We start from the raw sequence: 25,010 nt of genomic DNA on the forward strand, positions 1-25,010 counted from the left end.
GTTTTCCAGAACGCTCTTGCACACTGCAACATCAAGAAGGGCCGCACTCCGCGGTAGTCAAATAAATGAAGCGTACTTATCAGCCGTCCAAGCTTGTTCGCAAGCGCCGCCACGGTTTCCGTGCCCGCATGGCCACCAATGGCGGTCAGAAGGTTCTCGCAGCTCGTCGCGCTCGCGGCCGCAAGCGTCTTTCGGCTTAATCGCCGGGCTTGCCCGAAAAGAGACGCGGGCGAATGACGCATGATGCACCGAAATCAACTGCCGGGCGGCTGAAAAGCCGGCCGCAGTTTCTTGCTGTCCGGGAAGGGGAAAAGCTTCGGGGGAAATATGTCCTCATCGAAGTTCTCGACCACAAAGCTCCCGAACAGGCGCCGCGTGTCGGTTTTACCGTTACGAAGAAGCAAGGCAATGCGGTGGAACGCAACCGCATGCGACGACGCCTCCGGGAAGCCGTGCGGCTTTCCGCCCAGTTTGCAATGAAGCCCGGACATGACTATGTGATCGTCGCCCGGCGGGATGTGCTCGAAACACCGTTCGAGAAACTTGCCGGCGAGCTGACCGACCGCATCGCGAACGGGCCGAAACCGAGGCCGTCCGGAGCGGCACGCCCCAGGAAGGTATGATGGAAAAGAACCGCAATTACTTTATAGCGATTGCCCTGTCCGTGCTGATCGTGCTCGCCTGGCAGTTCCTCTACATGAACCCGCGAATCGAGGCGCAGCGCAAGGCCGAAGAGGCCATGCAGGCGCAACAGGCGGCCCAGCAGAGCCAGCAGACGCAGACGAGCGGCCAGACCGCCGACACGCCGGCCAGCACAGCTTCCGGCACGCTGCCGGGCTCGAGCCAGGCCACCGCGACGGCAAGCCGTGAGGAAGCGCTGGCAAAATCGACCCGCGTCTTGATCGACACCAAGTCGCTGTCCGGCTCTATCAACCTCACCGGCGCCCGCTTCGACGACCTGAAGCTCAAGGGTTACCGCGAGACGGTCGATCCGCAGAGCCCGATCATCACGCTGTTCAATCCGGCCGATACGCATGACGGCTATTTCGCCGAACTCGGCTACGTGCCGGATGCGACGTCCGGCACCCTGCCCGGCCCGACCACGACCTGGACGGTTGCCAGCGGCGACAAGCTGACCGAGACGACGCCGGTCACGCTGAGCTACACCAACGAAAAGGGTGTCGCCTTCACCCGCACGATCGCCATCGACGACCGCTACATGTTCACGGTCACCGACAAGATCACCAATGCCGGCAGCGATCCGGTAACGCTGGCCTCCTACGGCCGCGTCACCCGCTACAACAAGCCGACGACGCCCTCCATCTACGTGCTGCACGAAGGTTTCATCGGCGTGCTCGGCGAGCAGGGTCTCAACGAAACCAAATACAGCGCGGTCGAAGAAGCGCCGGTCACCCCGCCGAAGGCAACGGGCGGCTGGCTCGGCATCACCGATAAATATTGGGCGGCTGCGATCATTCCGCCGCAGACCACCGCCTACGAAACCCGCTTCTCGCACTTCACCGACGGCCAGCCGCGCTACCAGGCGGACTTCAAGGACGACGCGACGACGCTGTCGGCCGGCCAGTCCGCCGAGGTCAAGAACCTCGTCTTCGCCGGCGCCAAGGAAGTTCCGGTCATCGACCGCTACGAGGCCGAATATTCCATTCCCCGCTTCGACCGCATGATCGACTGGGGCTGGTTTTATTTCATCACCAAGCCGATGTTCAAGATGATGGATTTCTTCTATCGCTACTTCGGCAACTTCGGCATCGCCATCCTGATCACCACCATCGTCGTCAAGGGCCTGTTCTTCCCGCTCGCCAGCAAGCAATACGCTTCGATGGCCAACATGAAGAAGGTTCAGCCGAAGATGGAAGAGCTGAAGGCCAAGTTCGGCGACGACCGGATGGGCCTGCAGAAGGCGATGATGGAGCTTTACAAGCAAGAGAAGATCAACCCGGTGGCCGGCTGCTGGCCAATCCTGTTGCAGATCCCCGTCTTCTTCGCGCTCTACAAGGTCATCTACATCACCATCGAAATGCGTCATGCGCCGTTCTTCGGCTGGATCCAGGACCTTTCCGCGCCCGATCCGACGACCGTCTTCAACCTCTTCGGTCTCCTGCCCTACGACGTGCCGCATTTCCTGCATCTCGGCGTCTGGCCGCTGATCATGGGTGTCACCATGTGGCTGCAGATGCGCATGAATCCGACGCCGCCGGATCCGACCCAAGCGATGCTGTTCAACTGGATGCCGGTGATCTTCACCTTCATGCTCGGCAGCTTCCCGGCCGGTCTGGTGATTTACTGGGCCTGGAACAACACCCTGTCGATCCTGCAGCAGTCGCTGATTATGAAGCGCCACGGCGTCAAGATCGAGCTGATCGACAATATCCGCGGGCTGTTCCGACGAAAGCCGGCGACCACGAAATAGCGACCAAAGCCCCGGCATCGTCCGGGGCTTTTTCGTCTCTGCCTACCGTCGATCTGCATCAGCTGCGATGGAAAACGCGCGACACCGGCTTGTCGCGAAAGCGCCGTCCTTATAAGGCGTTGCCGCGTATCAATGGATGGGACTCACGGGGAGGGTGGCGCAATGAGCGAGCAGACGGTTTCTGCCGGACTGCAGACGTCGGTCTACAGCGAGCGCCTCGGCGTTGCCCTGGTGTTCGGCTCCGCCTTCTTCTGGAGCTTTGGCGGCGCCATAGCCCGCTTCCTGCATATCGAAGACAACTGGACGATCGTCTTCTGGCGTTGCCTGTTCGCCGGGCTTTTCCTCATCGCCTTCATGCTAGTTCGCGACGGGCCGGCCGGCACGGTCAGGCTGTTTCGCAACATGGGGTGGCCGGGGATCACCGTCGGGCTCTGCTTCATGATCGCCGCCACCTGCTTCATCATCGCCATCTCGCACACGACCATCGCCAATGTGCTGCTGCTTGGCGCCGGCGTGCCGCTGTTTGCCGCGCTGATCACCTGGATCTGCTTTCGCCAGCGGGTATCGCTGTTTACCTGGTGCGCCATAGCCCTCGTCATCGTCGGCGTTTCGGTGATGGTCTCCGGTTCGTTTACCGGCGCCGTCTCGCCGATCGGCGACGCGCTGGCATTACTCATCGCCGTCGTCTTTGCGCTGGCCACCGTCATCACCCGCCGATATCCGCATGTGCGCATGACGCCGGCGACCTGTTTCGGCTGCCTTGCCGCCAGCGCCTTTGCCGCCACCCAGGCGTCGAGCCTTGCCGTGACCACCGGCGAACTGGGATTGCTGTTCGTTTTCGGCGCCTTCAACCTCGGGCTCGGCATGATGCTGTTCGCCATGGGCGCGCGTCTCATTCCTTCGGCGCTGGCTGCCTTGCTCGGCACCGCTGAAACCATGCTCGGCCCGGTCTGGGTGGCGATCATCCACGGCGAGATCCCGGCCCTGCGCACGGTGATCGGTGGACTGCTGATCCTTGTCGCCCTGCTCGGTTATCTCACCGCCGAATTCCATCGCCAATCGAAGCTGAGAGGCTGAAACGGCCGATATGGGTTGACTTTGCCGGCCAAAACGGTGAAGCCGAAGCTAATTTTATAAATTAGACAAGATGGACGCATGGCCGGACAGACCCCAGCAGCAGACAAGCCGATTTTCGGTCGCCCCTGGATTTTCATCCGCGGCGTGCCGTCGATGAAATTCCTGCCGCCGGAAGGGCCGCTGGAAGTGGCTTTTGCCGGCCGCTCGAATGTCGGCAAATCGTCGCTGATCAATGCGCTGGTCGGCCACAAGGGGCTGGCGCGCACGTCGAACACGCCCGGCCGCACCCAGGAGCTCAACTATTTCGTGCCCGACGGTTATTCCGGCGAAGGCGACGACCTGCCGCCGATGGCGCTCGTCGACATGCCGGGTTACGGTTATGCCCAGGCGCCGAAGGCCCAGGTCGACGCCTGGACCAAACTGGTCTTCGACTATCTGCGCGGTCGTGCCACGCTGAAGCGTGTCTATGTGCTGATCGACTCGCGGCACGGCATCAAGAAAAACGACGAGGACGTGCTGACGCTGCTCGACAAGGCGGCCGTTTCCTACCAGATCGTGCTGACCAAGACCGACAAGATCAAGGAAGCCGGCGTGCCGCGGCTGCTCGCCGAAACGCTTGAGAAGATCAAGAAGCGCCCGGCCGCCTATCCCGCCGTCATCGCCACCTCGTCGGAAAAGGCCAAGGGTCTCGACGAATTGCGCCAGGCGATCGCCGACACCGTCGGCCTGCCCTTCTGAGCCCGCAGACCGAAAGGGCTCCGATCATTCCACCTGCGCCGGACCTTTGGCGATCACCGGCCCCGTCACCTTGCCCGTTGTCGAGCCGCCGAAGGGTTCAACGCTGACTGCCAAAACCACGCCGGCGCCAAGACGCTGGCGCATGTTTTCCGGCACGACGATCTCGCCTTCGCCCGTCTGAGGCAGGATGCCCAGCGACTGCGCCGGCTCCTCTCCCTTGATCAGCCAAAGCTCGAGCGATTTCTCCTCGGGCTTGCCCGCGGCAACCGGCGTGACCTGCAACCGACCGCCCGCCGCATCGTAACGGGCGACCAGGCTGACGGCATTGCCCTCGCCGCTCATCGCCGCCACCAGCTGCCGCCCGCGCGAGGGGGCAAACAGGTCGGCGTCCACCAGGGCGAACCCGGCGGCGGCAGCGACCGCCACCAATGTCAGGCCACGCCAGAACACAAGTGAGTTCCATAGGCCGCCCCGCCGGGCGGCCACGAGGTTGCCTGTGACGCGGCTGCGCCTCTCGATACGTGGACGAAGCCGTGCCGGCGGCTGTCTGCTGGCGTCATCATCGTCGCTGAACGTCGAAAGGTTTTCCTGCCAGCGATAGACGATCGCCGCAAAATTGCGGTCCCGCAGCATGCGCGCCTCGACCTTGCGGCGATCGTCGCTCGACAGCACGCCGAGCACATATTCGCCGGCAAGCACCTCGTCGCGGGAGCGGTCCCCCATGCTGCGGTCGGACGATGTCATCTGTCCAGGCACTCTCTCGATGTCGACAGGCTGCGCCGCCCTGTTCGTATCCTATACCGGGGAACGACCACCTGCACTGCCGGTTCCTGTTCACTCAGCCCGCGGGCTTTTCGATTCCGCTGATATCATAAGCCTCTTCGGTTGCCTCCGCCACCGGCCACGGCACTCGAATCACAGCGATCGCCCGATTTCGGACTGGCCGCTCTTTTCCGGCGCCTCAAAGTTTTGCCGCCATTATTCCCTCTGTCACAAAGTTGAGATAAAAGGCCGCGATCAATCGACGAGGATCTCCATGACCGCTTCCGACAGCGAAAAGCAGGCGCAACTTCTGGCCCAGGCGCTGCCCTTCATGCAGCGCTACGAAAACAAGACCATCGTGGTGAAGTATGGCGGCCACGCCATGGGCGATTCCGAACTCGGCAAGGCGTTTGCCGCCGATATCGCCCTGCTCAAGCAATCCGGCGTCAACCCGATCGTCGTGCATGGCGGCGGCCCGCAGATCGGTGCGATGCTGTCCAAGATGGGCATCGAATCGAAGTTCGAGGGCGGATTGCGCGTCACCGACCGGAAGACGGTCGAGATCGTCGAGATGGTGCTGGCCGGTTCGATCAACAAGGAAATCGTTGCGCTGATCAACCAGACCGGCGAGTGGGCGATCGGCCTGTGCGGCAAGGACGGCAACATGGTGTTTGCCGAAAAGGCCAAGAAGACCATTGTCGATCCCGATTCCAACATCGAACGGGTGCTCGATCTCGGTTTCGTCGGCGAAGTGGTCGAGGTCGACCGGACACTGCTCGACCTGCTGGCCAAGTCGGAGATGATCCCGGTCATCGCCCCGGTCGCCCCCGGTCGTGACGGCGCCACCTACAACATCAACGCCGACACGTTTGCCGGTGCCATCGCCGGTGCGCTGAATGCCACGCGCCTGCTGTTCCTCACCGATGTTCCCGGCGTTCTCGACAAGAACAAGGAACTGATCAAGGAACTCACGGTTTCGCAGGCCCGGGCGCTGATCAAGGACGGCACGATCTCCGGCGGCATGATCCCGAAGGTCGAGACCTGCATCGACGCGATCAAGGCCGGTGTGCAGGGCGTCGTCATCCTCAACGGCAAGACCGCCCACTCCGTGCTCCTGGAAATCTTCACCGAGCACGGCGCGGGCACGCTGATCGTTCCCTGATCGGCCTTTCTCTTCGTCAGGCCGGGGTGTAGACGCCGGCGGCCTGACCCTTCAGCCATTCGATCATCGCCCGGTAGGGGAACGGACCGTAGCTGATGCGGCCGACGCCCGCCTTCGACAGCGTGGCGATGTCGGGCGCACCGGGCTTCATCATGACGTTCACCGGCAGGCTCGACGCGGCGCAGATCTTTTCGATCAGGTGCACATCCGCCAGCCACGGAACGAAGAAGCCGCTGGCTCCCGCCTCTGCATAGGCCTTGCCGCGGGCGATAGCCTCATCGACAAGCCCGGCATGCTTGGCGTCATCGCTTTCCTTCAGGAAAAGATCGGTGCGGGCATTGATGAAGAACGGCAGGCCGCGGCTTTCTGCCAGTGCGCGGATCGCCCGGATACGCACCGACTGTGCCTCGACATCGTACAATCCCGCTCCACCGACGACCTGATCCTCGAAATTGATGCCGATGGCACCGACATCGATCAGCTTGCCGACATTTGCGGCAGCGCCTTCGGGGTCTTCCGAATAGGCGCCCTCGAAATCCACCGACAAAGGCAGGTCGCTTGCCGCAACGATCGACTTCGCCGTGGCGACCAGCGCCTCGAGCGGGATTTTCTGGCCGTCGCCGAACCCTTGCGCTGCGGCCACCGACCAGCTGCCGGTCGCCAGCGCCTGTGCTCCGGCGTCTGCCACCGCCTTGGCGCTGCCGGCATCCCAGATGTTGTAGAGCACCAGCGGGTTGCCCTTGCGGTGCAAGTCACCGAACCTTTTCGCCTTGTCTGCCCGTGTCATTCAAAAACCCTCCGCAAACAGCCCGACGGGCCGCATCTGTCCTTCATGGCGCAACAGCCATTTCTTTCGCCACAAGCCGCCGCCATATCCGGTCAGCGAACCGTCCGCGCCGATGCAACGATGGCATGGGATGATGATGGGAATACGGTTGACGTGGTTCGCCTCGCCGACGGCGCGTGCGGCACCCGGCTGGTCGAGCGCGCGGGCGATGTCGCCATAAGAGCAGGTCTCAGCCAGCGGCACGAGCAAAAGCTCCTCCCATACACGCCGCTCGAACTCCGATCCGTCGTAGAACAGCGGAACGTGAAACTGCGCCGACTTGCCGAGGAAATAATATCGCAACTCGTCCATGGCCTGCGCCAGGGCCGGGCTGTCGCCATCCATGCGGATGATCGCGCCAAGCTTGCGGCCGATGCGCAGGGCGGGTTCCGGCGGCGCCTCTTCGTCATGGAACTCGATGGCGTGCAGGTGGGTGTCGCTCGCCACCACCAACAGCGGGCCGATCGGCGTTTCCAGCCAATTGGCAGACAGGTCAGCCTTTGCCATGTTCCGCGCCTCCCTCGCCGACGATGCCGCCTTTCATACCCTGCCTTGTCTGGCGCTTCAATCGGATGAGATCAATGGAACAGCAGGCCGACGATGCCGCCGACGATCAGCAGGCAGCCGATGATTTCCATGCGGTTCACCCGCTCGTGGAACAGGAAGAAGGACGCCATGAAGGTGAAGACGAGTTCGATCTGGCCGAGGGCGCGCACATAGGCCACCTGCTGCAGCGTCATCGCCGTGAACCAGCAGACCGAGCCGAGCACCCCGGCAAGCCCGACCAGCGAGGAGGAACGCCAGGAGCGCGCCACCTGCACGATTTCGTTCCTATCCTTCAACAGCATCCAGACCAGCATGAAGACGGTCTGGAAGGTGGTGACGCAGGCAAGCGTGACCGCAGCCGCCATCACCGGGTTCGGCGCCTGCAGCGACAACGACGCCGAACGATAGGATACCGCCGAAATGCCGAAGACGGCGCCCGACGCGATGCCGATCAGCGCCGTTCGGCCGGTGAGCGCCGTCACCATGTTGCGGAGGGAGAGCGGCAAACGCGCCATGGAAATCAGCATGACACCGAACACGCCGACGATGATCGAGACGACGGCGCCAGTCGTCAGCCGCTCGCCGAGCAGCACGAAACCGAAAATCGCCGCCTGCACCGGCTCCGTCTTCGAATAGGCGGTGCCGACGGCGAAATTGCGCAGCGAAAACAGATGGACAAGCAGGATGGTAGCGAAGATCTGCGACAGGCCGCCGATGACCGACCAGATCGCAAAGGTCCAGTTCAAGGCCGGAAAAGCGAAGTTGCCGATCAGATGCAGGCCGAGCACATAGACAATGGCGACCGGAAAACCATAGCCGAAACGCACGAAGGAGGCGCCCCGCGTTCCGAGCGATCCCTGCAGGTGCTTCTGCAGGGCCGAGCGCAGATTTTGCAGGAAGGCAGCGGTAATGGTAATCGCGATCCAGGGTTCCATGCTCCGGCGGTACCATGCGTATCCGGACCCGCCAAGGTCGGTTCGGGCCAAAAGCGGAGTAAACGTTTTGTTTGTTTGCCGAGCCGTGGCATAAGGGCGCCATGAGCAAGATCACCACCGCCCCGACCGTTACCGATTTCGACCATGTCCGCGAATGGGTGTTCGATCTCGACAACACGCTGTATCCGCATCACATCAACCTGTTCTCGCAGATCGACCGCAACATGACGGCTTATGTCTCGGCGCTGCTGCAGATGGAACCGGAGGAAGCGCGGGTGCTGCAGAAGCAGTATTACCTCGAGCACGGAACGACGCTGCAGGGGCTGATGATCCACCACAAGGTCGACCCCAACGATTTCCTGGAAAAGGCGCATGCGATCGACTATTCGGCGCTGATGCCGCAGCCGGAGCTGGCAGCGGCGATCAAGGCGCTGCCCGGCCGGAAATTCATCTTCACCAACGGCAGCGTCAGACATGCGCAGGATACCGCCCGAGCGCTCGGCATTCTCGACAATTTCGACGATATCTTCGACATCGTCGCCGCCGACTTCGTGCCGAAGCCGGCCGGCAGCACCTATGACAAATTCATGGGCCTGCACCGTGTCGATACCGCCCATGCGGCGATGTTCGAGGACCTGCCCCGCAACCTGCAGGTTCCCAAGGCGCTCGGCATGCGCACCGTGCTGCTGGTGCCGCAAAACCTCGAACATGCCTTCGAACGCTGGGAAATCGCCGGTGAGGACGACGATCACATCGATTATGTGACCCAGGACCTGACGGCCTTCCTGACGAAGCTCATTTGAACAACATTACCGAAATTTCATATAGGTTACCAATGTTTAAGTGGGCAGCGCCGGCTGCCCGACCTATCTTTTCCTCATCGACGAACGAGGAAGGAAAAGAGATGAACGGTAAGAAACTGGTACTGACGGGCCTTTCAGCGGCACTCGTGCTCGGCGTTGCCGCCGAAGCTTTTGCCGCCCCCCGCCATGGCGGCCGCATGTCGCCCGAAGTGGCCTATGTCCGCATGCTGAAGCAGGACGACGCCAACAAGGACGGCCGCATCACGGCGGAAGAAGCCAAGGCCGGCGCCGAAAAGCTATTTGCCGCCATCGATGCCAACAACGACGGCTCGATCACCCCCGGTGAATTCCGCGCCTATCGCAAGGAGCAGCGCGAACTGCGCCGCGCCGAATGGAAGAAGATGAAGGCGGAACGCGAAACCGCTCAGAACGACGAAGCCAAGATGCCGGACGGCGACCGCGACGGCATGAAGCCGCGCCACCATGGCAACCGTCATGGCGATCGTCACGGCAACAAGTGGGGCAAGGGCGCCATGCTCTTCCGCATCGCCGATACCGACGAGAATGGCCAGTTGAGCAAGCAGGAGGCCGCCGACGCCGCCGCCAAGATGTTTGCACGCCTCGACCGCAACAAGGACGGCGTCATCTCGATCGACGATATGCCGAACCGGTAATCCTACCCCCGTTCCCGGTTCGACAAAGCCCGCTCCGACAGCCGTCGGGGCGGGTTTTTCCATGCGTGGAAATCAGGCAAGCTCGTAAAAGCTGCCGACGACCTGCCAGGCCTCGTCGGCCGTATCGACGAAATGCAGAAGCTTGACATCTTCGGGCGCGATCGTGCCGAAATCGGCGAGCGCCTCGAAATTGATCATCGTGTGCCAGAACGCCTTGCCGAACAGGATCAGAGGAATCGGCGCCATGCGGCCGGTCTGGATCAGCGTCAGCGCCTCGAACATCTCGTCCAGCGTGCCGAAGCCGCCGGGGAACACGGTGATCGCCTTGGCGCGCATCATGAAATGCATCTTGCGGATGGCGAAATAGTGGAAATTGAAGCTGAGCTCCGGCGTCACATAGGCGTTCGGCGCCTGCTCGTGCGGCAGCACGATGTTGAGGCCGATCGAGGGAGCGCCGGCGTCGGCCGCGCCGCGATTGCCCGCCTCCATCACCCCCGGCCCGCCGCCGGTGACCACGACATATTCCTGATAGGAGGATTTCGCCGCGTGTTCGGAGCACAGCCGGGCGAACTTGCGCGCCTCGTCGTAATAGACCGAGGCCGCTTCGAGATTGTGGCGCTGCGTCTCGTTTCGTGCTGCCCAGGCCTGCATACCGGGCGCGGGAATGCGGGCGCCGCCGAACATGACCACGGTCGATTTGATGCCACGCTCGGCGAGCGACATCTCCACCTTCAGCAGTTCCAGCTGCAGCCGCACCGGGCGCAGCTCCTCGCGGCAGAGGAAATCCTCGTCGGCATAGGCCAGGCGGTAGGCGGGCGATTCCGACTGCGGCGTCTTCGGCACGCCGGCGGCGCGCTGCTTGTCGGTGGAGCTGTCCTTGAGCGGATCCCAGACCCCGTCCTTGCGCCGCAACTTGCCGTTTTTCAACTTCGCCATGTCCAATGCCTTTCACGCGCTGCCGGTGTCTCGGACCAGGCAGTATCTGCCGGAAAAATGATTTCATTTTGCCGGATCATATTGTAGAGCAGGTGGCCAAAATTCGGATTTCGACCCGGCTTCCCCACCCTCCAAGATAGACCGCGAAGTTTAAGGAATTCTCATGACCAGCGCCGATCTCGCCTCGCTCGAAAAGACCGTCGAAACCGCTTTCGACAATCGCGACAGCGTCAACACCTCGACCCGCGGCGAAATCCGGGATGCCGTTGAAAGCGCGCTCAACCTGCTCGACAGCGGCAAGGCGCGTGTCGCCACCCGCGGCGATGACGGCGCATGGACGGTGCACCAGTGGCTGAAGAAGGCGGTGCTGCTGTCCTTCCGCCTCAATCCGATGGAAATCGTCAAGGGCGGCCCGGGTGAAAGCGTGTGGTGGGACAAGGTGCCGTCGAAATTCGACGGCTGGAGCGCCAACGAATTCGAGAAGGCCGGCTTCCGCGCCGTACCGAACTGCGTCGTGCGCCGTTCCGCCTACATCGCCCCCAACGCCATCCTGATGCCATCCTTCGTCAACCTCGGCGCCTATGTCGGCGAAGGCACGATGGTCGACACCTGGGCGACGGTCGGGTCCTGCGCCCAGATCGGCAAGCATGTGCACCTGTCCGGCGGCGTCGGCATCGGCGGCGTGCTGGAGCCGATGCAGGCCGGCCCGACGATCATCGAGGACAATTGCTTCATCGGCGCCCGCTCGGAAGTCGTCGAAGGCTGCATCGTCCGCGAAGGCTCGGTGCTCGGCATGGGCGTCTTCATCGGCAAGTCGACCAAGATCGTCGACCGCGCCACCGGCGAGATCAGCTACGGCGAAGTGCCGCCCTATTCCGTCGTCGTCGCCGGCTCGCTGCCATCAGACAAGACCATGGCCAACGGCCAGCCGGCGCCCAGCCTCTACTGCGCCGTTATCGTCAAGCGCGTCGATGCCCAGACCCGCTCGAAGACCGGCATCAACGAACTGCTGCGCGATTGATTTTTCCCGAGGGGTTTCTCAAAGCCCCTCACATTGCCGGCATTGGTCCGGGCCGCCCGCATGTATCCGGACGGCAGCGCCTTCAAGCGCTGCCGCATCACTTGCGGACGGTCAGGTGTACCAGATCCCGTCGCTGATCGAGGGTGCTACGCCGGCGACATTTTCGGGGCTTTCGGAAAAACCGGCAAGAACGTCGGCGCGGGTGAGATCGGCAGCCATGCGGCCGGTCCAGTAGTCGACGCCTGCCGCTTCTCCGGCGCGGTTGAGCACATTCATGTACAGCTGCTCGACAAATGCCTGGTTGGACATGCTGGCGCCGTAGGTGACCATGAATTCCGTCGACGAGATGAAGTCGTGGGCGACGTCCTTCAAGCTCATCCCGGTATCCATCATCTTGATCCAGTATGAAATGCCGCCAGCATCGGGAGTGCGGTCGAAGGCTGCCTGATAGATGCGATAGGCCTGACCGGCAGTGCCATCGATATCGAGCGCCAGATAGCCGTCGTTGAAATGGATACGCTCTATGCCGGTCAGTGTTTCCACGCTGCCATCCGGCTTGTAGACCGCGACGATGTCCGGCGCCAGGCGCTGGATGGTGTAAGCATCGCGCGTGACTTCATACCGGTGGAAATCGAGAGGCCCGCCACCCGTCGAACCGCCGGAACCGAAAACCGTATCGTCCGGCAGATCCACCAGGTTGAGCTTGTCTTCGTTGGCAACCGTGTAACCGAGGTCTTTCAAAATCGCCAGGTCGAGCTTGCCGATCTGCCAGCGGTTTCCCTCGTAATTTCCCCATTCGAACATCAGGCCCGATTGCGCATCGCCTGTTGCCGCATAGTGATCGCGGCTGCCCATAGTCGCGAGCGCAAGATCCTGCCCGAGAAGCGCCTTGGTATTTGCACCGGTGAAAAAATACTGACCGCCGCGTTCGACCGTCAGCTTGTCGAACGCCGATTTCGAGGCACCGTGCTGCGCCGTTGACCAGAACCCCAGCCCGTGAAAGACCTCGTGCACATAGATCGAGAAGAAGTCGTGCGTGCCCGTGGGCACATGCGGATGGACATTGGGATTGGGGTCGGGATCGAAATAGAGCGGATAGCCGTAATTGGTCAGGGCGCCCGAGGTGTTCGGCTCGATATGGGCGCCGACATCGGGCTCGTTGCTTGCCGGATCCCTGCCCGTCAAAGCCTCCTGCATCGCATGCGTCACGCCGTCACCGGTGAGGTTGCCGACCGCCGGCAGCAACCCGCTTCCTTTCGGAGCAGAAAATTCAACGACAAAATCCAGAGTACCTTTCCAGGCGACGTAATCCGATATGTAGTTGATCGCAGCAATTGCATTCTTGGTAATCAAGTCGAAATACGCACCATAATTTCCGGATTGCCCGGTAATCTTGAACGTATAGCTATTGGCAAAATGACCCGTTGTCGTTGCCATTGTCGGCTCCCCTCCGCATTCGACATTAAAACAAGCCCGCAAGAACATCGCGACGGCTGCATTAAAAGTATTTCATTACAACGTCTTTGTTTATATTACGTATTCTTGAAATTCGAAAGTCAATATGTATTTCGGAAATTATCCAATCGCCTCGGGAATTGGCACCGGGACCCCGGAGACACCAATGTAGCTTGCCATGCGTTTCCGGCTGTTCTTGAGAAAAGTGGGGTGGCAGGCAACTTGGCAGCTTCCTGGTCGCGCGACCGACTACCCGATGCGACGCTTTTGCGGCCGGATACGCGTGACAGTCCGGCGAGGATCGGGTACACCACCCCGCACTGATATAGGTATGACAAGGCGGCCTCAAAAGGCCCGGCAATGGCTTTAATCTCATGCTCCCGACCGACCCGATCGCCAATCTCCAGACCCTCATCCGCTGCCCCTCCGTGACTCCTGCCGAAGGCGGGGCGTTGAGCGCGCTCGAAACCATGCTGGCGCCGCTCGGCTTTGCCGTCGAGCGGGTGACGGCGAAGGACGAGGATACGCCCGACATCGAAAACCTCTACGCCCGGCTCGGCGGCGATGGCCCGCACCTGATGTTCGCCGGCCATACCGACGTCGTGCCGGTCGGCGATGCCGGCGCCTGGACGCACCCCCCCTTCGCTGCGGAGATTGCCGGCGGCGAGATGTTCGGCCGCGGCGCCGTCGACATGAAGGGTGGCATCGCCTGCTTCGTCGCCGCCATCGCCCGCCATATCGACAAAAAGGGGGCGCCAAAAGGCTCTGTCTCCTTCCTGATCACCGGCGACGAGGAAGGCCCGGCGATCAACGGCACGATCAAGCTGCTGCAATGGGCCGCCGCCAGGGGCGAACGCTGGGATGCCTGCGTCGTCGGCGAGCCGACCAATCCGGACCGGTTGGGCGACATGATCAAGATCGGTCGGCGCGGCTCGCTGTCCGGCAAGATCACCGTCAACGGCGTGCAGGGCCACGCCGCCTATCCGCATCTCGCCGACAACCCGGTGCGCGGCATCGTGCAACTGACGCAGGCGCTGCTCGATCCGCCCTTCGACCAGGGCACGACGGATTTCCAGCCGTCGAACCTCGAAGTGACGAGCATCGACGTCGGCAATCCCGCCACCAACGTCATTCCCGCCAAGGCGACGGCGAGCTTCAACATCCGCTTCAACGACAGCTGGACGGCAGAGACGCTGCAAGCCGAAATCGCCGGCCGCCTGGCGCGCGCTGCCGCCGACACAAGGCTGCGGCCCGGCCGCGAACCGGTGTCCTACCAGCTCGCCTGGGCCGAACGGCCGAGCCATGTCTTCCTCACCCGCAACAATGCCTTGATCGACTCGCTCTCCGGCGCCATCGAGAAGGTGACGGGCCAGACGCCGAAACTGTCGACGACCGGCGGTACCTCGGATGCGCGCTATATCAAGGATTATTGCCCGGTGGTGGAATTCGGGCTGGTGGGCCAGACCATGCACATGGTCGACGAGCGGGTGGCCGTCGCCGACCTCGAAACCCTGACCCGCATCTACGAGACCTTCATCGAGCGCTGGTTCGACAATGCCGTCGTTTAAGGAAATTCAGATCTACCTGAAGGGGCTGCTGCTGCTGATCCGGCTCGATCCGCGCGGCTTCGGCTATCTCGACCTGACCGATCGCGGCGCGATGCGTTCCTTCTGGGCCATCCTCTGGTGCCTGCCGGCAACGGCGATCAGCTGGCTCTGGTGGCACTCCGCTTTCCTGCGCGCCTATCCGCCGGGAACGCGCACCGGCCTACCCTTCTTCATGCGGCTAGCCATGGTCGAGGTCGCCAACTGGATCGTGCCGCTGGTGCTGGCCGGGTTCCTGTGCCTGCTCTTCGGCCTCGGCCGGCGTTTCCACGCCATCGTCGTGGTATCGAACTGGCTCGCCGTGCCGCTGGCCTATGTCTATGCGCTGATCATCCTGATGGTGCTGGTGCTACCGGGAACGGAAGGGCTTGCCTCGCTGCTGTGGCTTGGCCTGCTGGTGACGCTGGTCTTCGCGCTGGTGCGGCTGATGCGGATGATCTGCGGCCAGCAGCCGCTGATGATCACCACGCTCATTCTCGTGCTGCTGGTGCCGACCATGCTGCTCTCCGACCTCCTGCAGCAATATCTCGGCGTCTATCCCGCCTGATCCAGGCCGGCGGAGATCACCACCTCGCCGTCTTCCTTGGTGAACGGGCCGATATCGGGATTGGCGAGGATCTCCAGCACCCTCTCCGAGGGGCGACACAGGCGCACGCCTTTTTCCGTCACCACGATCGGCAGGTTGATGAGGATCGGATGCGCCATCATCGCATCCAGAAGCGCGCCGTCCGTCAGGCGCGGATCGCCGAGGCCGAGCTGCGCATAAGGCGTGCCCTTTTCCCGCAGCAGGTCGCGCGGCGACATGTCGAGCGCGATCAGCAGCGCCACCAGTTCCTCCCGCGACGGCGGGGTAACGAGATATTCGACGACCTCCGGCTCCTCGCCCGACTGGCGGATCATCGCCAGCGTGTTGCGCGAGGTTCCGCAAGCGGGGTTATGATAGATCCGCACCGTCATCGGTCTGTCCTTGGTTGCCGCGCCGTTCGGGAATGACGGCGGGATAATCGACCTGCAAAAAATACAGCCCTTCCGGCGGCGCAACCGGGCCGCAGGCCGTGCGGTCGCGCGCCTCCAGCGCCAGGCGCACATCCTGCGGCGTCATCTTGCCTTCGCCGGCAAGCTTGAGGGTGCCGGCAAAGGAGCGGATCTGGTTGTGCAGGAAACTCTGTGCCGAAGCGCGGATCTCGATGAGCTGGCCGTCACGCGTCACGTCCAGCCGGTCGAGGGTGCGCACCGGGCTCCTGGCCTGGCAATGTGCGGAGCGGAATGTGGTGAAATCATGATGGCCGACCAACATCTGTGCCGCCGCATGCATTGCCGCATGGTCGAGGGGTTTCGGCACCCACCAGGCGCGTCCGGCCTCCAGCGCCAGCGGCGCCGGCCGGGAGATGATGCGATACAGGTAATGCCGCTTCACCGCCGAAAAACGTGCGTCGAAATAATCCGGCACGGCGTCGGCATCGACGATCGAGACACGCTCGCCCGCCATGCCGAGATGGGCGTTCAGGGCATTGCGCAGCTTGTAGGGCAGCCAGCTGCGCGCCAGGTCGAGATGGATCGCCTGACCCAACGCATGCACGCCGGAATCGGTGCGGCCAGCGCCGCGGATCGATACCGTCTCGCCGGTCAGCGACAGCACGGCGGCCTCCAGCGCGCCTTGCACGGAGGGGCCGTTCTCCTGCCGCTGCCAGCCGACATAAGGCGTGCCGTCATATTCGACGATCAGGCGGAAGCGGGGCATCAGCCGAGCCTCGTGCCCACGGGCAAGGGCGTGCCGCGCAGGAAATCCGCTGCCGAAAGCGGCTTGCCGCCGGCTTTCTGCAACCTGGTCAGCTTCACCGCGCCTCCGCCGCAGGCGACCGTCAAGTCCTCGCCCATGACCGTGCCGGCCGCACCGGTGCCATCGCCCATTTCGCTCGCCAGAACCTTGATGCGTTCCGGCTTGCCGCCGATCTCGGCCTCGAACCAGGCGCCCGGGAAGGGTGCGAGCCCGCGAATATGGTTGTGCACGTCGCGGGCGGGCCGCGAAAAGTCGATGCGCGTTTCCGCCTTGTCGATCTTGGCGGCGTAGAGCACGCCGTCCGCCGGCTGCGGCGTCAGCGGCAGGTCGCCCATCTCCAGCTTGACCATGGCCTCGGCGATCGCCTTGGCGCCGACAAACATCAGCCGGTCGTGCAACTCGCCGGCCGTCATGTTTGCCTCGATCGCCACTTCGCGGGTCAGGGCAACGGGGCCGGTATCCAGCCCCTTGTCCATCTTCATCACCATCATGCCGGTCTTTTCGTCGCCGGCCATGATCGCCCGCTGGATGGGAGCGGCGCCGCGCCAGCGCGGCAGCAGCGAGGCATGGCCATTATAGCAGCCCTCGCGCGTACCGCTGAGGATCTCTTCCGGCAGCAAAAGGCCGTAAGCAACGACGACGGCGACATCCGCATCGAGATCGCGGAACTTGTTCCGCTCTTCCGGATCCTTGAAATTGACCGGCGTGAACACCGGTATGCCGAGCAATTCTGCCGCCTGGTGCACCGGCGACTTCTGCAGGTCCAGCCCGCGGCGCCCACCCGGCCGAGGCGGCTGGCTGTAGACGGCCACGACCCGATGGCCGGCATCGACCAGCAGGCGCAGAGTGGGAACGGAAAATTCCGGCGTGCCCATGAAGATGATGCGAAGAGACATGCTATCCCCCCTGTTGACGATCAGCCGCCTTCAAACGGGTTTACGAGCCGAAGATCAAGCCCCTGGAAGTCTTTTGTGTTGCGCGTCGCCAGCGTGGCGTCGTTGACGAGGCAGATTGCGGCGATCATGGCGTCCTGGACGGAGATGGGGCGGCCCTGCACCTGACGCTCCGCCCGCACGCGCCCTGTTCTGAGGCCGAAGGATGATCGAAGCCCAGAATCCTGCCATGAAAACTGACGAGCAGTTGTGAGAGAATTTGCAGGTATCGATCCGAACGCGTCTGCCGCCAGAAACGTTCGGCCCCGAACGATTGCTCCATGACGACCACGTCGCACAGATAAAGATCCGTATGCGCATGATGCCGCATCCACATCACGACCTCGGGGATGACCCGCGGCTTTACAAGTTCGGAAACGACATTCGTGTCGAGCACGATCACTCGATATCCTCGAGCGGGCGGCCGAAATCACGTTTCCGCTCCGCTTCGATCTCATCCATGATGCGTGCATATTCTTCAGCTTCCGCCGGATCGATATCGGCCAGGATGGCGCGCATGGCCGTCCATGGCGACAGTTCCGGCTGCGGCTCCGGCCGCTTGCCCGCCATCGCCTCGCCGATCAGGGCCTTGGCTTCGTCGGACAGGCTGCGGCCGTTGGTCTGCGCCAGCTCGATGATGCCGCGCTTCAATGCCTCGTCGATGTTGCGGATCAGCAGGTCGCCCATCGCCACCTCCTCAGGATATCGGCGATATCATAGGCAGACGGCGACCGATTTTCAACAATCGGCCATCAGACGGCCTTGCCCTTGGCGGCCTTGGTGAACTTCTTCACCACCATTTCCCGCTTCAGCCGCGAGATGTGGTCGATGAACAGCACGCCGTTGAGATGATCGATCTCGTGCTGCAGGCAGGTGGCGAGCAGGCCGTCGGCCTTGACGGTCTTGTCCTTGCCATCACGGTCGAGATATTGGACCTCGATCTCCGCCGGACGCTCCACCTCCGCATAATAATCAGGAATGGAAAGGCAGCCTTCCTCATAGACCGAACGCGCATCGGAAGAGGACAGGATCTGCGGATTGATGAAGACCTGCGGCTGTTTTTCCTCGCCTTCCTTGGCAAGGTCGATCACCAGCAGGCGCCGCGGCACGCCGATCTGGATTGCGGCAAGGCCGATGCCCGGCGCATCGTACATGGTTTCCAGCATGTCGTCCGCAAGCTGCGTCAGTTCGGCATCGACGCGCTCCACCGGCGCGGAAACCTGTCGGAGAAGGGGATCGGGCAGGATGATGAGGGGCTTGATCGTCATGCGCCCTCCATAACCCATCTTGTTTCGCGAGGGAATTCTCCGCACGCGGCATCATGGCGTTTTTTTGACGACGCCGCCGCTGTCCCCGTTCTTCATCGGCATATTCAGGAAATGTTCACGATTTGATCTTCTCAATGGTTTTTGTTCTGGTAGGATCTTGGAATGGAGAGACCCCTGTTTTCGCACCCTGTTTTCGAAATTGTCACTTCGAGCGGCACGATCCCTGTCAGCCCGCTGGTGCTCGTTTCGGTCCTGCTCGTCATCGCGGCCGTGCTGGTCCTCCTGTTTCGGCGCCGTGGTGGCACCGATGCCGAGGCGCACGCCTTCGAAACGGAAACCCGGCTGGCCGAACTCCTGCGCATCCAGTCCGAGATGCAGGGACGCATGGCGGCGATGGCCGAGGTGTTCGGATCGCGGCAATCCGAGCTGAACCAGGCGATCAGCCAGCGGCTGGACGGCATGAGCCACCGGATCGGCGCGACGCTGACGGAGCAGTCGAAACACACGCATGAAAACCTGCGCCGCCTGCAGGAACGCCTGGCGGTGATCGACGCGGCGCAGAACAATATCCAGTCGCTGGCCAAGGACGTCGTCGGGCTGCAGGCGATCCTGTCCGACAAGCAGACCCGCGGCGCCTTCGGCCAGTCGCGCATGGAAACCATCATCGCCGACGGGCTGGCGCAGGGCGCCTACGCCTTCCAGCCGACGCTGTCCAACGGCGCGCGGCCGGACTGCACCATTCGCATGCCGAACGGCGTGCCGCCGCTTGTCATCGATGCCAAATTTCCGCTGGAGGCATGGAATGCCGCCCGCAAGGCGCAAACGCCGGAAGCCGCCAAGGCGGCGGCACAGCAATTCCGCCGCGATCTCGACGTCCATATACGCGACATTGCCGAAAAATACCTGATCGCCGGCGAAACCCAGGACATCGCCTTCCTGTTCGTGCCGTCGGAATCGATCTTTGCCGGCATTCACGAGCACCATGAGGCGATCGTGCAGAAGGCCCACCGGCTGCGGGTGGTGATCGTTTCGCCGTCGCTGCTGATGCTTTCCATCCAGGTCATCCAGTCGGTGCTGAAGGACCAGCGCATGCGCGAGCAGGCACATGTCATCCAGGGCGAGGTGGCGCACCTGCTCGACGACCTGCTGCGCCTCGACGAGCGGGTGGTGAAACTGCAGTCGCATTTTTCGGCGGCCCAGAAGGATGTGGAGATGATCGCGACATCGAGCGGCAAGATCGCCAGGCGTGGCGCAAAGATCGGTGCGCTCGACTTCACCGAGCCTGCTGAAGAACCCAGCCGCGCCGCTGAAACAGAAGTGCCGGTGCGTGCCGTCGAAAGTCGGACCGGCTTTCTGAAGCTCAGGGTGGTTGACGAGGATTGATGCGGTCGGGCAGTGTCGCGCAAAACCATCGGGAAACGGGAAACGACTTCACATGATCACGGTCTTCGGCTCCATCAACATGGATCTCATCGCCACGACGGAACGGCTGCCGAAGCCGGGTGAAACCGTGGCGGGCAACGGCTTTTCCACCGCCGCCGGCGGCAAGGGCGCCAACCAGGCGCTGGCCGCCCGGCGCGCCGGTTCGGTCGTGCGCATGGTCGGCGCCGTCGGGCGGGATGAATTTGCCGGGCCGGCGCTGGCGCTGCTCAAGGAGGCGGGAACGGATCTTTCGGGAGCCAAACCCGTCGACGGTCCGACCGGCATTGCCCTGATCCTCGTCGGCGGCGACGGCGAAAACGTCATTGCCGTCGTGCCCGGCGCCAACGGCACGTTGACGGCCGCGGATGCCGATGCCGCGCTGGCTCCGATGAAGGCCGGCGACATCCTGATGCTACAGTTCGAAATCCCGGTGCCGGCGGTCGAGCATGCCCTCCTAAGGGCAAAGGAGAAAGGCGTCGTCACAATCCTCAACATCGCCCCGCTGATTGCCGAGGCGCCCCGGCTCGGACGCCTCGCCGACGTCGTCATCGCCAACGAAACGGAATTCGAGCGCCTGGCCGGAGAGAACGGCATGGACGATGCGCGGCGCGAGGCGGCGATGCAGGCCCTGCATGCGCAAACGGGTCAGACGCTGATCGTCACGCTCGGCGCCGATGGTGTGATCGCCATCCGCGACGGCGCCGTTTCCCGCAGTGCCGGCCTGGTCATCGATCCGGTCGACACCGTCGGCGCCGGCGATACCTTCTGCGGTTATTTCGCCGCAGGGCTGGATGCCGGGCTGGATTTTGCCACCGCCCTGCGCAGAGCCGCGGTCGCAGGTTCGCTTGCCTGCCTGGAACCGGGCGCCCAGCCGTCCATTCCTGTCAGCGGCGAGGTCAGCCGTCGACTGTAACGATTCCGGATGCCGTGTAAGCCATGAAATTGCTGCAACGCAAGGAAAACGGGTAGATTTTTAGTCAAATTTAACCGGTTATTTCGTAGGGTTGGGCTCATACGCCGCGACGAACCGTCTCACCTGACGGAGCGATGGCGGTGCGCCCCATGATAGGGCAGTTCCCCATTCATCCCCCGGCGCCGGATCGGCTCCGGCCTTCCCTGCTTTGAGGCGACAATGTCTATTTTCCAAGTGAAGTCACTTGCGGCCAAGCTAATGGCGGTCAGCGGCTTGGCCATCGCACTGGTCCTGCTGGTTTCCAACCTCCTGTTGATCTCGCAATCGCGCGAGCGTGTGCAGACATTGACCATGGCCCAGGCGGATGCAGAAGCCAAGGCGATCGCCAACCAGATCGCCGCCAAGGTCGGCGAACTGTCGGGTGCAGCCCGCTCGATGGCCGGCGTCGTCGGCCGCGCCCACGAGGGCAAGGCACTGGAGCGGCAGGGCGTCATCAATATCCTGAAGGCGAATGTCGAAAAGAACGCCTTCGCCTTCGGCAGCTGGTTCTGCGAAGAGCCCACCGCCTTCGACGGCCGCAAGGACGAGGTCGCCAACAACACGGAGCTGGGTGCCAACAAGAACGGCATCTTTGCTCCGTACTGGACCAAGACGGCATCCGGCGGCTTCGAGTTCTCGACGTTCAACGACGATTACACCGCGCCCTGGTATGCGACCTCGGCGAAATCCATGAAGGGTGGCATGACCCCGCCCTACAAGGCGCAGGAGATCACCGTCCCCACCGCCATGACCTCGATCAGCTATCCGGTGGTATCGGACGGCAAGCTGATCGGCGTTTCCGGCATCGATATTTCGCTCGCAGCACTTTATGACGACCTCAAGGTCCTGCATCCCTTCGGTTCCGGCCGCGTCATGCTGCTGTCGCAGAACGCCCAATGGATCGTCGCGCCGACTATCGAGATGGTCATGACCGATTATGCCGATGCCGGCGGCGACGCGATCAAGAGCGCCCTTGCCACCAGCAAAGGCAGCGTGATCGAAGGCCTCAAGAATACCGACGGCGAAGGTTTCAGCCGCGTCGTCTATCCGTTCGCACTGCCCGACCTCAACACCAGCTGGGTCGTGATCGTCGACGTGCCGTATTCCGCCATTGCCGCTCCGGTACAGGCGCAGACCTACATGATGGTGATCGGCGGTATCCTCGTGCTGGCAGCCGTGATGCTGGCGCTGTATTTCGCCACCCGCTTCTTCATCCAGCTGCCGCTCAAGGCGCTGCTGCGCGATGTCACCCGTCTCAGCGAAAACAAGTATGACGAACCGGTCACCGGCCAGGATCGCGCCGACGAAATCGGCCTCGTCGCCAAGTCGCTGGAAGGCTTCCGCCACGCGCTTGCCGATACCCAGCGGCTGCAGGCCGATGCGGAAATGCAGCGCAGCGCCGCCGAAAACGAGCGCCAGCGCTCCGAGACGGAACGCAATGGTGCAGCCTCGCTGCAGCGCCACATCGTGTCGACCGTGGGTGAGGGCCTGGCGCAGCTGTCGAACGGCAACCTCGCCTACCGCATCGAGGAGGATTTCCCGGGCGACTACGCAGCCCTGAAGCGCGATTTCAACGCCGCCCTCTCCAGCATCGAAGAGACGAGCAACACGCTGAACAGCACGGTGCACAGCATCGGCGGCGGCACCGGCGAAATCAGCCGCAGCGCCTCCGACCTTGCCCGCCGCACCGAGCAGCAGGCGGCCAGCCTGGAAGAAACCGCAGCGGCGCTCAACGAGCTGACCGCACAGGTAAACTCCAGTGCCGACAACGCCCGCTCCGCCGCCGTCAGCGTCAACACCGCCTGTGAGGACGCCGAGCGGTCCGGTGAAGTGGTGCAGAAGGCCATCGCTTCGATGCGGGGCATCGAGCAGTCGTCTCAGGAAGTCTCGCGCATCATCGGCGTCATCGACGAGATCGCCTTCCAGACAAACCTTCTCGCCCTCAATGCCGGCGTCGAAGCCGCCCGCGCCGGGGAAGCCGGCAAGGGTTTCGCCGTCGTCGCCCAGGAAGTTCGCGAACTCGCCCAGCGCTCGGCCAACGCCGCCAAGGAGATCAAGACCCTGATCAACGCCTCGGCCGGCCAGGTGCAGGACGGTGTCGCCCTCGTCGGCCGCGCCGGCAACGCGCTGGACAAGATCGCCGGCCAGGTCATGGAGATCAACGGCCTGATCCGGCAGATTTCCGCCTCCGCCAGCGAGCAGGCTGTCGGGCTGAAGGAAATCAACTCGGCAATGAACCAGATGGACCAGGTGACGCAGCAGAACGCCGCGATGGTGGAAGAGCAGACCGCCGCCAGCATGACGCTGAAGGAAGAGGCCGACGTGCTGAAGTCGCTCGTCGCCCGCTTCCGCACCGGAGGCGTCAATCACGCCGCCGCCCTGCGCCAGACCGCCCAGGACATGCGTGCTCCGGCCCGCGCCCCCACGGCAGCCGCAAGGGCTCCCGCCCGCCGCAGCGTGCCACAGAGCCAGGGCTCGGCCGCCCTCGCCGCCAAGGACGACTGGGAAGAATTCTGAGAGGCGAATTCGACCGCTGAATGACAAGGCTGCCGGATACGCTCCGGCGGCCTTTTTCGTTCGAGCAGGGAAAAGCCTGCCGGCGTCAGAGACGGGCAAACCGTTCGGTCAGCAGGGCGAAGAAACCGTCGGCATCCACCTGGCGCATGACCTTGGCATTGTGCTTGCGATCGGTCACCTGCCACCAGTCGACGACGGTCATGCCCACCGTCAGCGGCGATTGCAGTTCGATCTCGACATTGCAGTCGCGACCGCCGAACAGCTCCGGCTTCAGCAGATAGGCGATGACGGTCGGATCGTGCAGCGGCCCGCCGTCGGAACCGTACTTCTCGACGTCGAACCGCTCGAAGAACTCCAGCATTTCCACCATGGCGATGGCCGGGCGGCTACCGATGGCGCGCATGCGCTCGACGCGGCTTTTCAGCGTCAGCAGCTGGTGCGTGACATCGAGCGGCATCATGACGATCGGGATGCCGGAAGCGAAGACGGCGGCAGCCGCTTCGGGATCGACATAGATATTGAACTCGGCGGCCGGTGTGATGTTGCCGCCTTCGAAGAAACCGCCGCCCATCATCACCAGCTCGCGAACGCGCGGCGCGATATCCGGCGCCTTCTCCAGGGCGAGTGCGATATTGGTCAGCGGGCCGAGGGTGCACAGCGTCACGCTGCCTTCCGGCTCGCGCCGAAGGGTTTCAATGATGAAATCGACGGCATGGCCGCTTTCGAGCGCCATCGTCGGCTCGGCCAGTTCCGGGCCGTCGAGACCGGTCTTGCCGTGCACGTGCTCGGCGGTGACCAGCGGTCGGCTGACCGGCTTGTCGGCGCCGGCGAAAATCTTGATGTCGCGTCGGTCGCAGAGTTCACAGATGATGCGGGCGTTGCGCGCCGTCAGTGCCAGCGGCACGTTGCCGGCAACGGTGGTGATGCCGAGCACCTCCAGCTCATCGGCGCTGCCGAGCGCCAGAAAGATGGCGGCGGCATCGTCCTGCCCCGGATCCGTGTCGATGATGATCTTGCGTGGCGCCATGTCTTGTTCCCCAGAAAATGTGACAAGGGTTGATGGGCGTCCGCCACCCGATTTGTCAAGCTGTGCCTGTCATGGTTTTGCCGGCTTTTCCGACCGTTGCGTCGGAGGGTTCTTGCGCTTGGACGGCCCGGCTCCCATATTA

General features: G+C 63.0%; 26 protein-coding genes and 1 pseudogene. 14 read left to right on the top strand and 13 right to left on the bottom strand.

All coding sequences use genetic code 11. The features are described from left to right. Positions 1–65: 65 nt before the first annotated feature. The 5 genes from rpmH (at position 66) to yihA (ending at position 4,246) form a co-directional block, all read left to right on the top strand. Positions 66–200, top strand: a complete 135-nt coding sequence (gene rpmH / locus DEM27_RS11090; RefSeq protein WP_109458303.1) for a 50S ribosomal protein L34 — start codon at positions 66–68, stop codon at positions 198–200. A gap of 33 nt (positions 201–233) precedes the next feature. After that, positions 234–623, top strand: coding sequence for a ribonuclease P protein component (gene rnpA / locus DEM27_RS11095; RefSeq protein WP_109458304.1), 390 nt, complete (start codon positions 234–236; stop codon positions 621–623). Next, complete coding sequence (gene yidC, locus DEM27_RS11100) at positions 623–2,431, top strand: membrane protein insertase YidC (protein ID WP_109458305.1); 1,809 nt, start codon at positions 623–625, stop codon at positions 2,429–2,431. The genes rnpA and yidC overlap by 1 nt, the downstream gene beginning before the upstream one ends. A gap of 162 nt (positions 2,432–2,593) precedes the next feature. After that, positions 2,594–3,508 (top strand): DMT family transporter, encoded by a 915-nt coding sequence (locus tag DEM27_RS11105; RefSeq protein ID WP_109458306.1) that lies wholly within the window; start codon positions 2,594–2,596, stop codon positions 3,506–3,508. A 78-nt stretch (positions 3,509–3,586) separates the two neighbouring features. Next, a complete protein-coding gene (gene yihA, locus DEM27_RS11110; protein ID WP_109458307.1) occupies positions 3,587–4,246 on the top strand; it encodes a ribosome biogenesis GTP-binding protein YihA/YsxC in 660 nt (219 codons plus the stop codon). Between the two features lie 24 nt (positions 4,247–4,270). On the opposite strand, the gene DEM27_RS11115 is transcribed toward yihA, so the two are convergent. Next, positions 4,271–4,990 (bottom strand): anti-sigma factor, encoded by a 720-nt coding sequence (locus DEM27_RS11115; RefSeq protein ID WP_109458308.1) that lies wholly within the window; start codon positions 4,988–4,990, stop codon positions 4,271–4,273. 292 nt (positions 4,991–5,282) lie between these two features. On the opposite strand from DEM27_RS11115, the gene argB reads away from it, so the two are divergent. Continuing rightward, complete coding sequence (gene argB, locus DEM27_RS11120) at positions 5,283–6,170, top strand: acetylglutamate kinase (protein ID WP_109458309.1); 888 nt, start codon at positions 5,283–5,285, stop codon at positions 6,168–6,170. Positions 6,171–6,186: 16 nt separating this feature from the next. Here the strand turns inward: argB and DEM27_RS11125 are convergent, their stop codons facing one another. The 3 genes from DEM27_RS11125 to DEM27_RS11135 form a co-directional block, all read right to left on the bottom strand. After that, positions 6,187–6,957 carry an isocitrate lyase/PEP mutase family protein gene (locus DEM27_RS11125; RefSeq protein WP_109458310.1) on the bottom strand — a complete coding sequence of 257 codons (771 nt, stop codon included), beginning with the start codon at positions 6,955–6,957 and terminating at the stop codon, positions 6,187–6,189. Next, positions 6,958–7,503 carry a methylated-DNA--[protein]-cysteine S-methyltransferase gene (locus DEM27_RS11130; RefSeq protein WP_109458311.1) on the bottom strand — a complete coding sequence of 182 codons (546 nt, stop codon included), beginning with the start codon at positions 7,501–7,503 and terminating at the stop codon, positions 6,958–6,960. It abuts the gene before it with no gap. A 71-nt stretch (positions 7,504–7,574) separates the two neighbouring features. Further along, positions 7,575–8,477, bottom strand: coding sequence for an EamA family transporter (locus DEM27_RS11135; protein WP_109458312.1), 903 nt, complete (start codon positions 8,475–8,477; stop codon positions 7,575–7,577). Positions 8,478–8,578: 101 nt separating this feature from the next. Here DEM27_RS11135 and DEM27_RS11140 point away from each other — a divergent pair, with 101 nt between their 5' ends. Together DEM27_RS11140 and DEM27_RS11145 are read left to right on the top strand one after the other, a co-directional pair. Then, the gene (locus DEM27_RS11140) at positions 8,579–9,280 is read left to right on the top strand and encodes a pyrimidine 5'-nucleotidase (RefSeq protein ID WP_109458313.1); all 702 of its coding nucleotides are present in this window, start codon (positions 8,579–8,581) and stop codon (positions 9,278–9,280) included. A gap of 101 nt (positions 9,281–9,381) precedes the next feature. Beyond that, on the top strand, positions 9,382–9,954 hold the full coding sequence (locus DEM27_RS11145) for an EF-hand domain-containing protein (RefSeq protein ID WP_109458314.1): 573 nt from the start codon (positions 9,382–9,384) through the stop codon (positions 9,952–9,954). A gap of 72 nt (positions 9,955–10,026) precedes the next feature. Here DEM27_RS11145 and DEM27_RS11150 read toward each other — a convergent pair whose 3' ends face one another. Beyond that, positions 10,027–10,890, bottom strand: a complete 864-nt coding sequence (locus tag DEM27_RS11150; RefSeq protein WP_109458315.1) for an LOG family protein — start codon at positions 10,888–10,890, stop codon at positions 10,027–10,029. 163 nt (positions 10,891–11,053) lie between these two features. Between DEM27_RS11150 and dapD the strand changes: the two genes are divergently transcribed. Further along, positions 11,054–11,911, top strand: a complete 858-nt coding sequence (dapD, locus tag DEM27_RS11155; protein WP_109458316.1) for a 2,3,4,5-tetrahydropyridine-2,6-dicarboxylate N-succinyltransferase — start codon at positions 11,054–11,056, stop codon at positions 11,909–11,911. 111 nt (positions 11,912–12,022) lie between these two features. Here dapD and DEM27_RS11160 read toward each other — a convergent pair whose 3' ends face one another. Further along, positions 12,023–13,348, bottom strand: coding sequence for a DUF4214 domain-containing protein (locus DEM27_RS11160; RefSeq protein WP_165823397.1), 1,326 nt, complete (start codon positions 13,346–13,348; stop codon positions 12,023–12,025). Positions 13,349–13,740: 392 nt separating this feature from the next. Between DEM27_RS11160 and dapE the strand changes: the two genes are divergently transcribed. Both dapE and DEM27_RS11170 read left to right on the top strand, forming a co-directional pair. Beyond that, positions 13,741–14,934, top strand: a complete 1,194-nt coding sequence (dapE, locus tag DEM27_RS11165; RefSeq protein WP_109458318.1) for a succinyl-diaminopimelate desuccinylase — start codon at positions 13,741–13,743, stop codon at positions 14,932–14,934. Beyond that, on the top strand, positions 14,921–15,517 hold the full coding sequence (locus tag DEM27_RS11170) for a hypothetical protein (protein ID WP_109458319.1): 597 nt from the start codon (positions 14,921–14,923) through the stop codon (positions 15,515–15,517). The genes dapE and DEM27_RS11170 overlap by 14 nt, the downstream gene beginning before the upstream one ends. On the opposite strand, the gene arsC is transcribed toward DEM27_RS11170, so the two are convergent. From arsC to def, 6 genes and pseudogenes are all read right to left on the bottom strand, one after another. Continuing rightward, complete coding sequence (gene arsC / locus DEM27_RS11175) at positions 15,505–15,927, bottom strand: arsenate reductase (glutaredoxin) (protein ID WP_109458320.1); 423 nt, start codon at positions 15,925–15,927, stop codon at positions 15,505–15,507. The genes DEM27_RS11170 and arsC overlap by 13 nt on opposite strands. Beyond that, on the bottom strand, positions 15,905–16,711 hold the full coding sequence (gene truA, locus DEM27_RS11180; protein ID WP_109458321.1) for a tRNA pseudouridine(38-40) synthase TruA: 807 nt from the start codon (positions 16,709–16,711) through the stop codon (positions 15,905–15,907). The genes arsC and truA overlap by 23 nt, the downstream gene beginning before the upstream one ends. Beyond that, positions 16,711–17,646: a methionyl-tRNA formyltransferase gene (fmt, locus tag DEM27_RS11185; protein WP_109458322.1), complete on the bottom strand. Its 936-nt coding sequence runs from the start codon at positions 17,644–17,646 to the stop codon at positions 16,711–16,713. The genes truA and fmt overlap by 1 nt, the downstream gene beginning before the upstream one ends. A gap of 20 nt (positions 17,647–17,666) precedes the next feature. Continuing rightward, positions 17,667–18,085, bottom strand: a pseudogene (locus tag DEM27_RS11190) (PIN domain-containing protein). Continuing rightward, positions 18,082–18,369, bottom strand: a complete 288-nt coding sequence (locus tag DEM27_RS11195; protein WP_109458323.1) for a FitA-like ribbon-helix-helix domain-containing protein — start codon at positions 18,367–18,369, stop codon at positions 18,082–18,084. The pseudogene DEM27_RS11190 and the gene DEM27_RS11195 overlap by 4 nt, the downstream one beginning before the upstream one ends. 65 nt (positions 18,370–18,434) lie before the next feature. Further along, entirely contained in the window at positions 18,435–18,950 is a 516-nt protein-coding gene (gene def / locus DEM27_RS11200) for a peptide deformylase (RefSeq protein ID WP_109458653.1), read from the bottom strand. A gap of 162 nt (positions 18,951–19,112) precedes the next feature. Here def and DEM27_RS11205 point away from each other — a divergent pair, with 162 nt between their 5' ends. The 3 genes from DEM27_RS11205 to DEM27_RS11215 all read left to right on the top strand — a co-directional run bounded on the left by DEM27_RS11205 (position 19,113) and on the right by DEM27_RS11215 (position 23,841). Continuing rightward, on the top strand, positions 19,113–20,333 hold the full coding sequence (locus DEM27_RS11205; protein WP_109458324.1) for a DNA recombination protein RmuC: 1,221 nt from the start codon (positions 19,113–19,115) through the stop codon (positions 20,331–20,333). Between the two features lie 52 nt (positions 20,334–20,385). Continuing rightward, positions 20,386–21,285, top strand: coding sequence for a ribokinase (locus DEM27_RS11210; RefSeq protein WP_109458325.1), 900 nt, complete (start codon positions 20,386–20,388; stop codon positions 21,283–21,285). A 219-nt stretch (positions 21,286–21,504) separates the two neighbouring features. Next, on the top strand, positions 21,505–23,841 hold the full coding sequence (locus DEM27_RS11215; protein ID WP_109458326.1) for a methyl-accepting chemotaxis protein: 2,337 nt from the start codon (positions 21,505–21,507) through the stop codon (positions 23,839–23,841). 85 nt (positions 23,842–23,926) lie between these two features. Here DEM27_RS11215 and DEM27_RS11220 read toward each other — a convergent pair whose 3' ends face one another. After that, a complete protein-coding gene (locus tag DEM27_RS11220; protein ID WP_109458327.1) occupies positions 23,927–24,868 on the bottom strand; it encodes a nucleoside hydrolase in 942 nt (313 codons plus the stop codon). Positions 24,869–25,010 lie beyond the last annotated feature (142 nt).

Origin of the sequence: Rhizobium album, assembly GCF_003122325.1 — a bacterium.
Taxonomy (GTDB): domain Bacteria; phylum Pseudomonadota; class Alphaproteobacteria; order Rhizobiales; family Rhizobiaceae; genus Metarhizobium; species Metarhizobium album.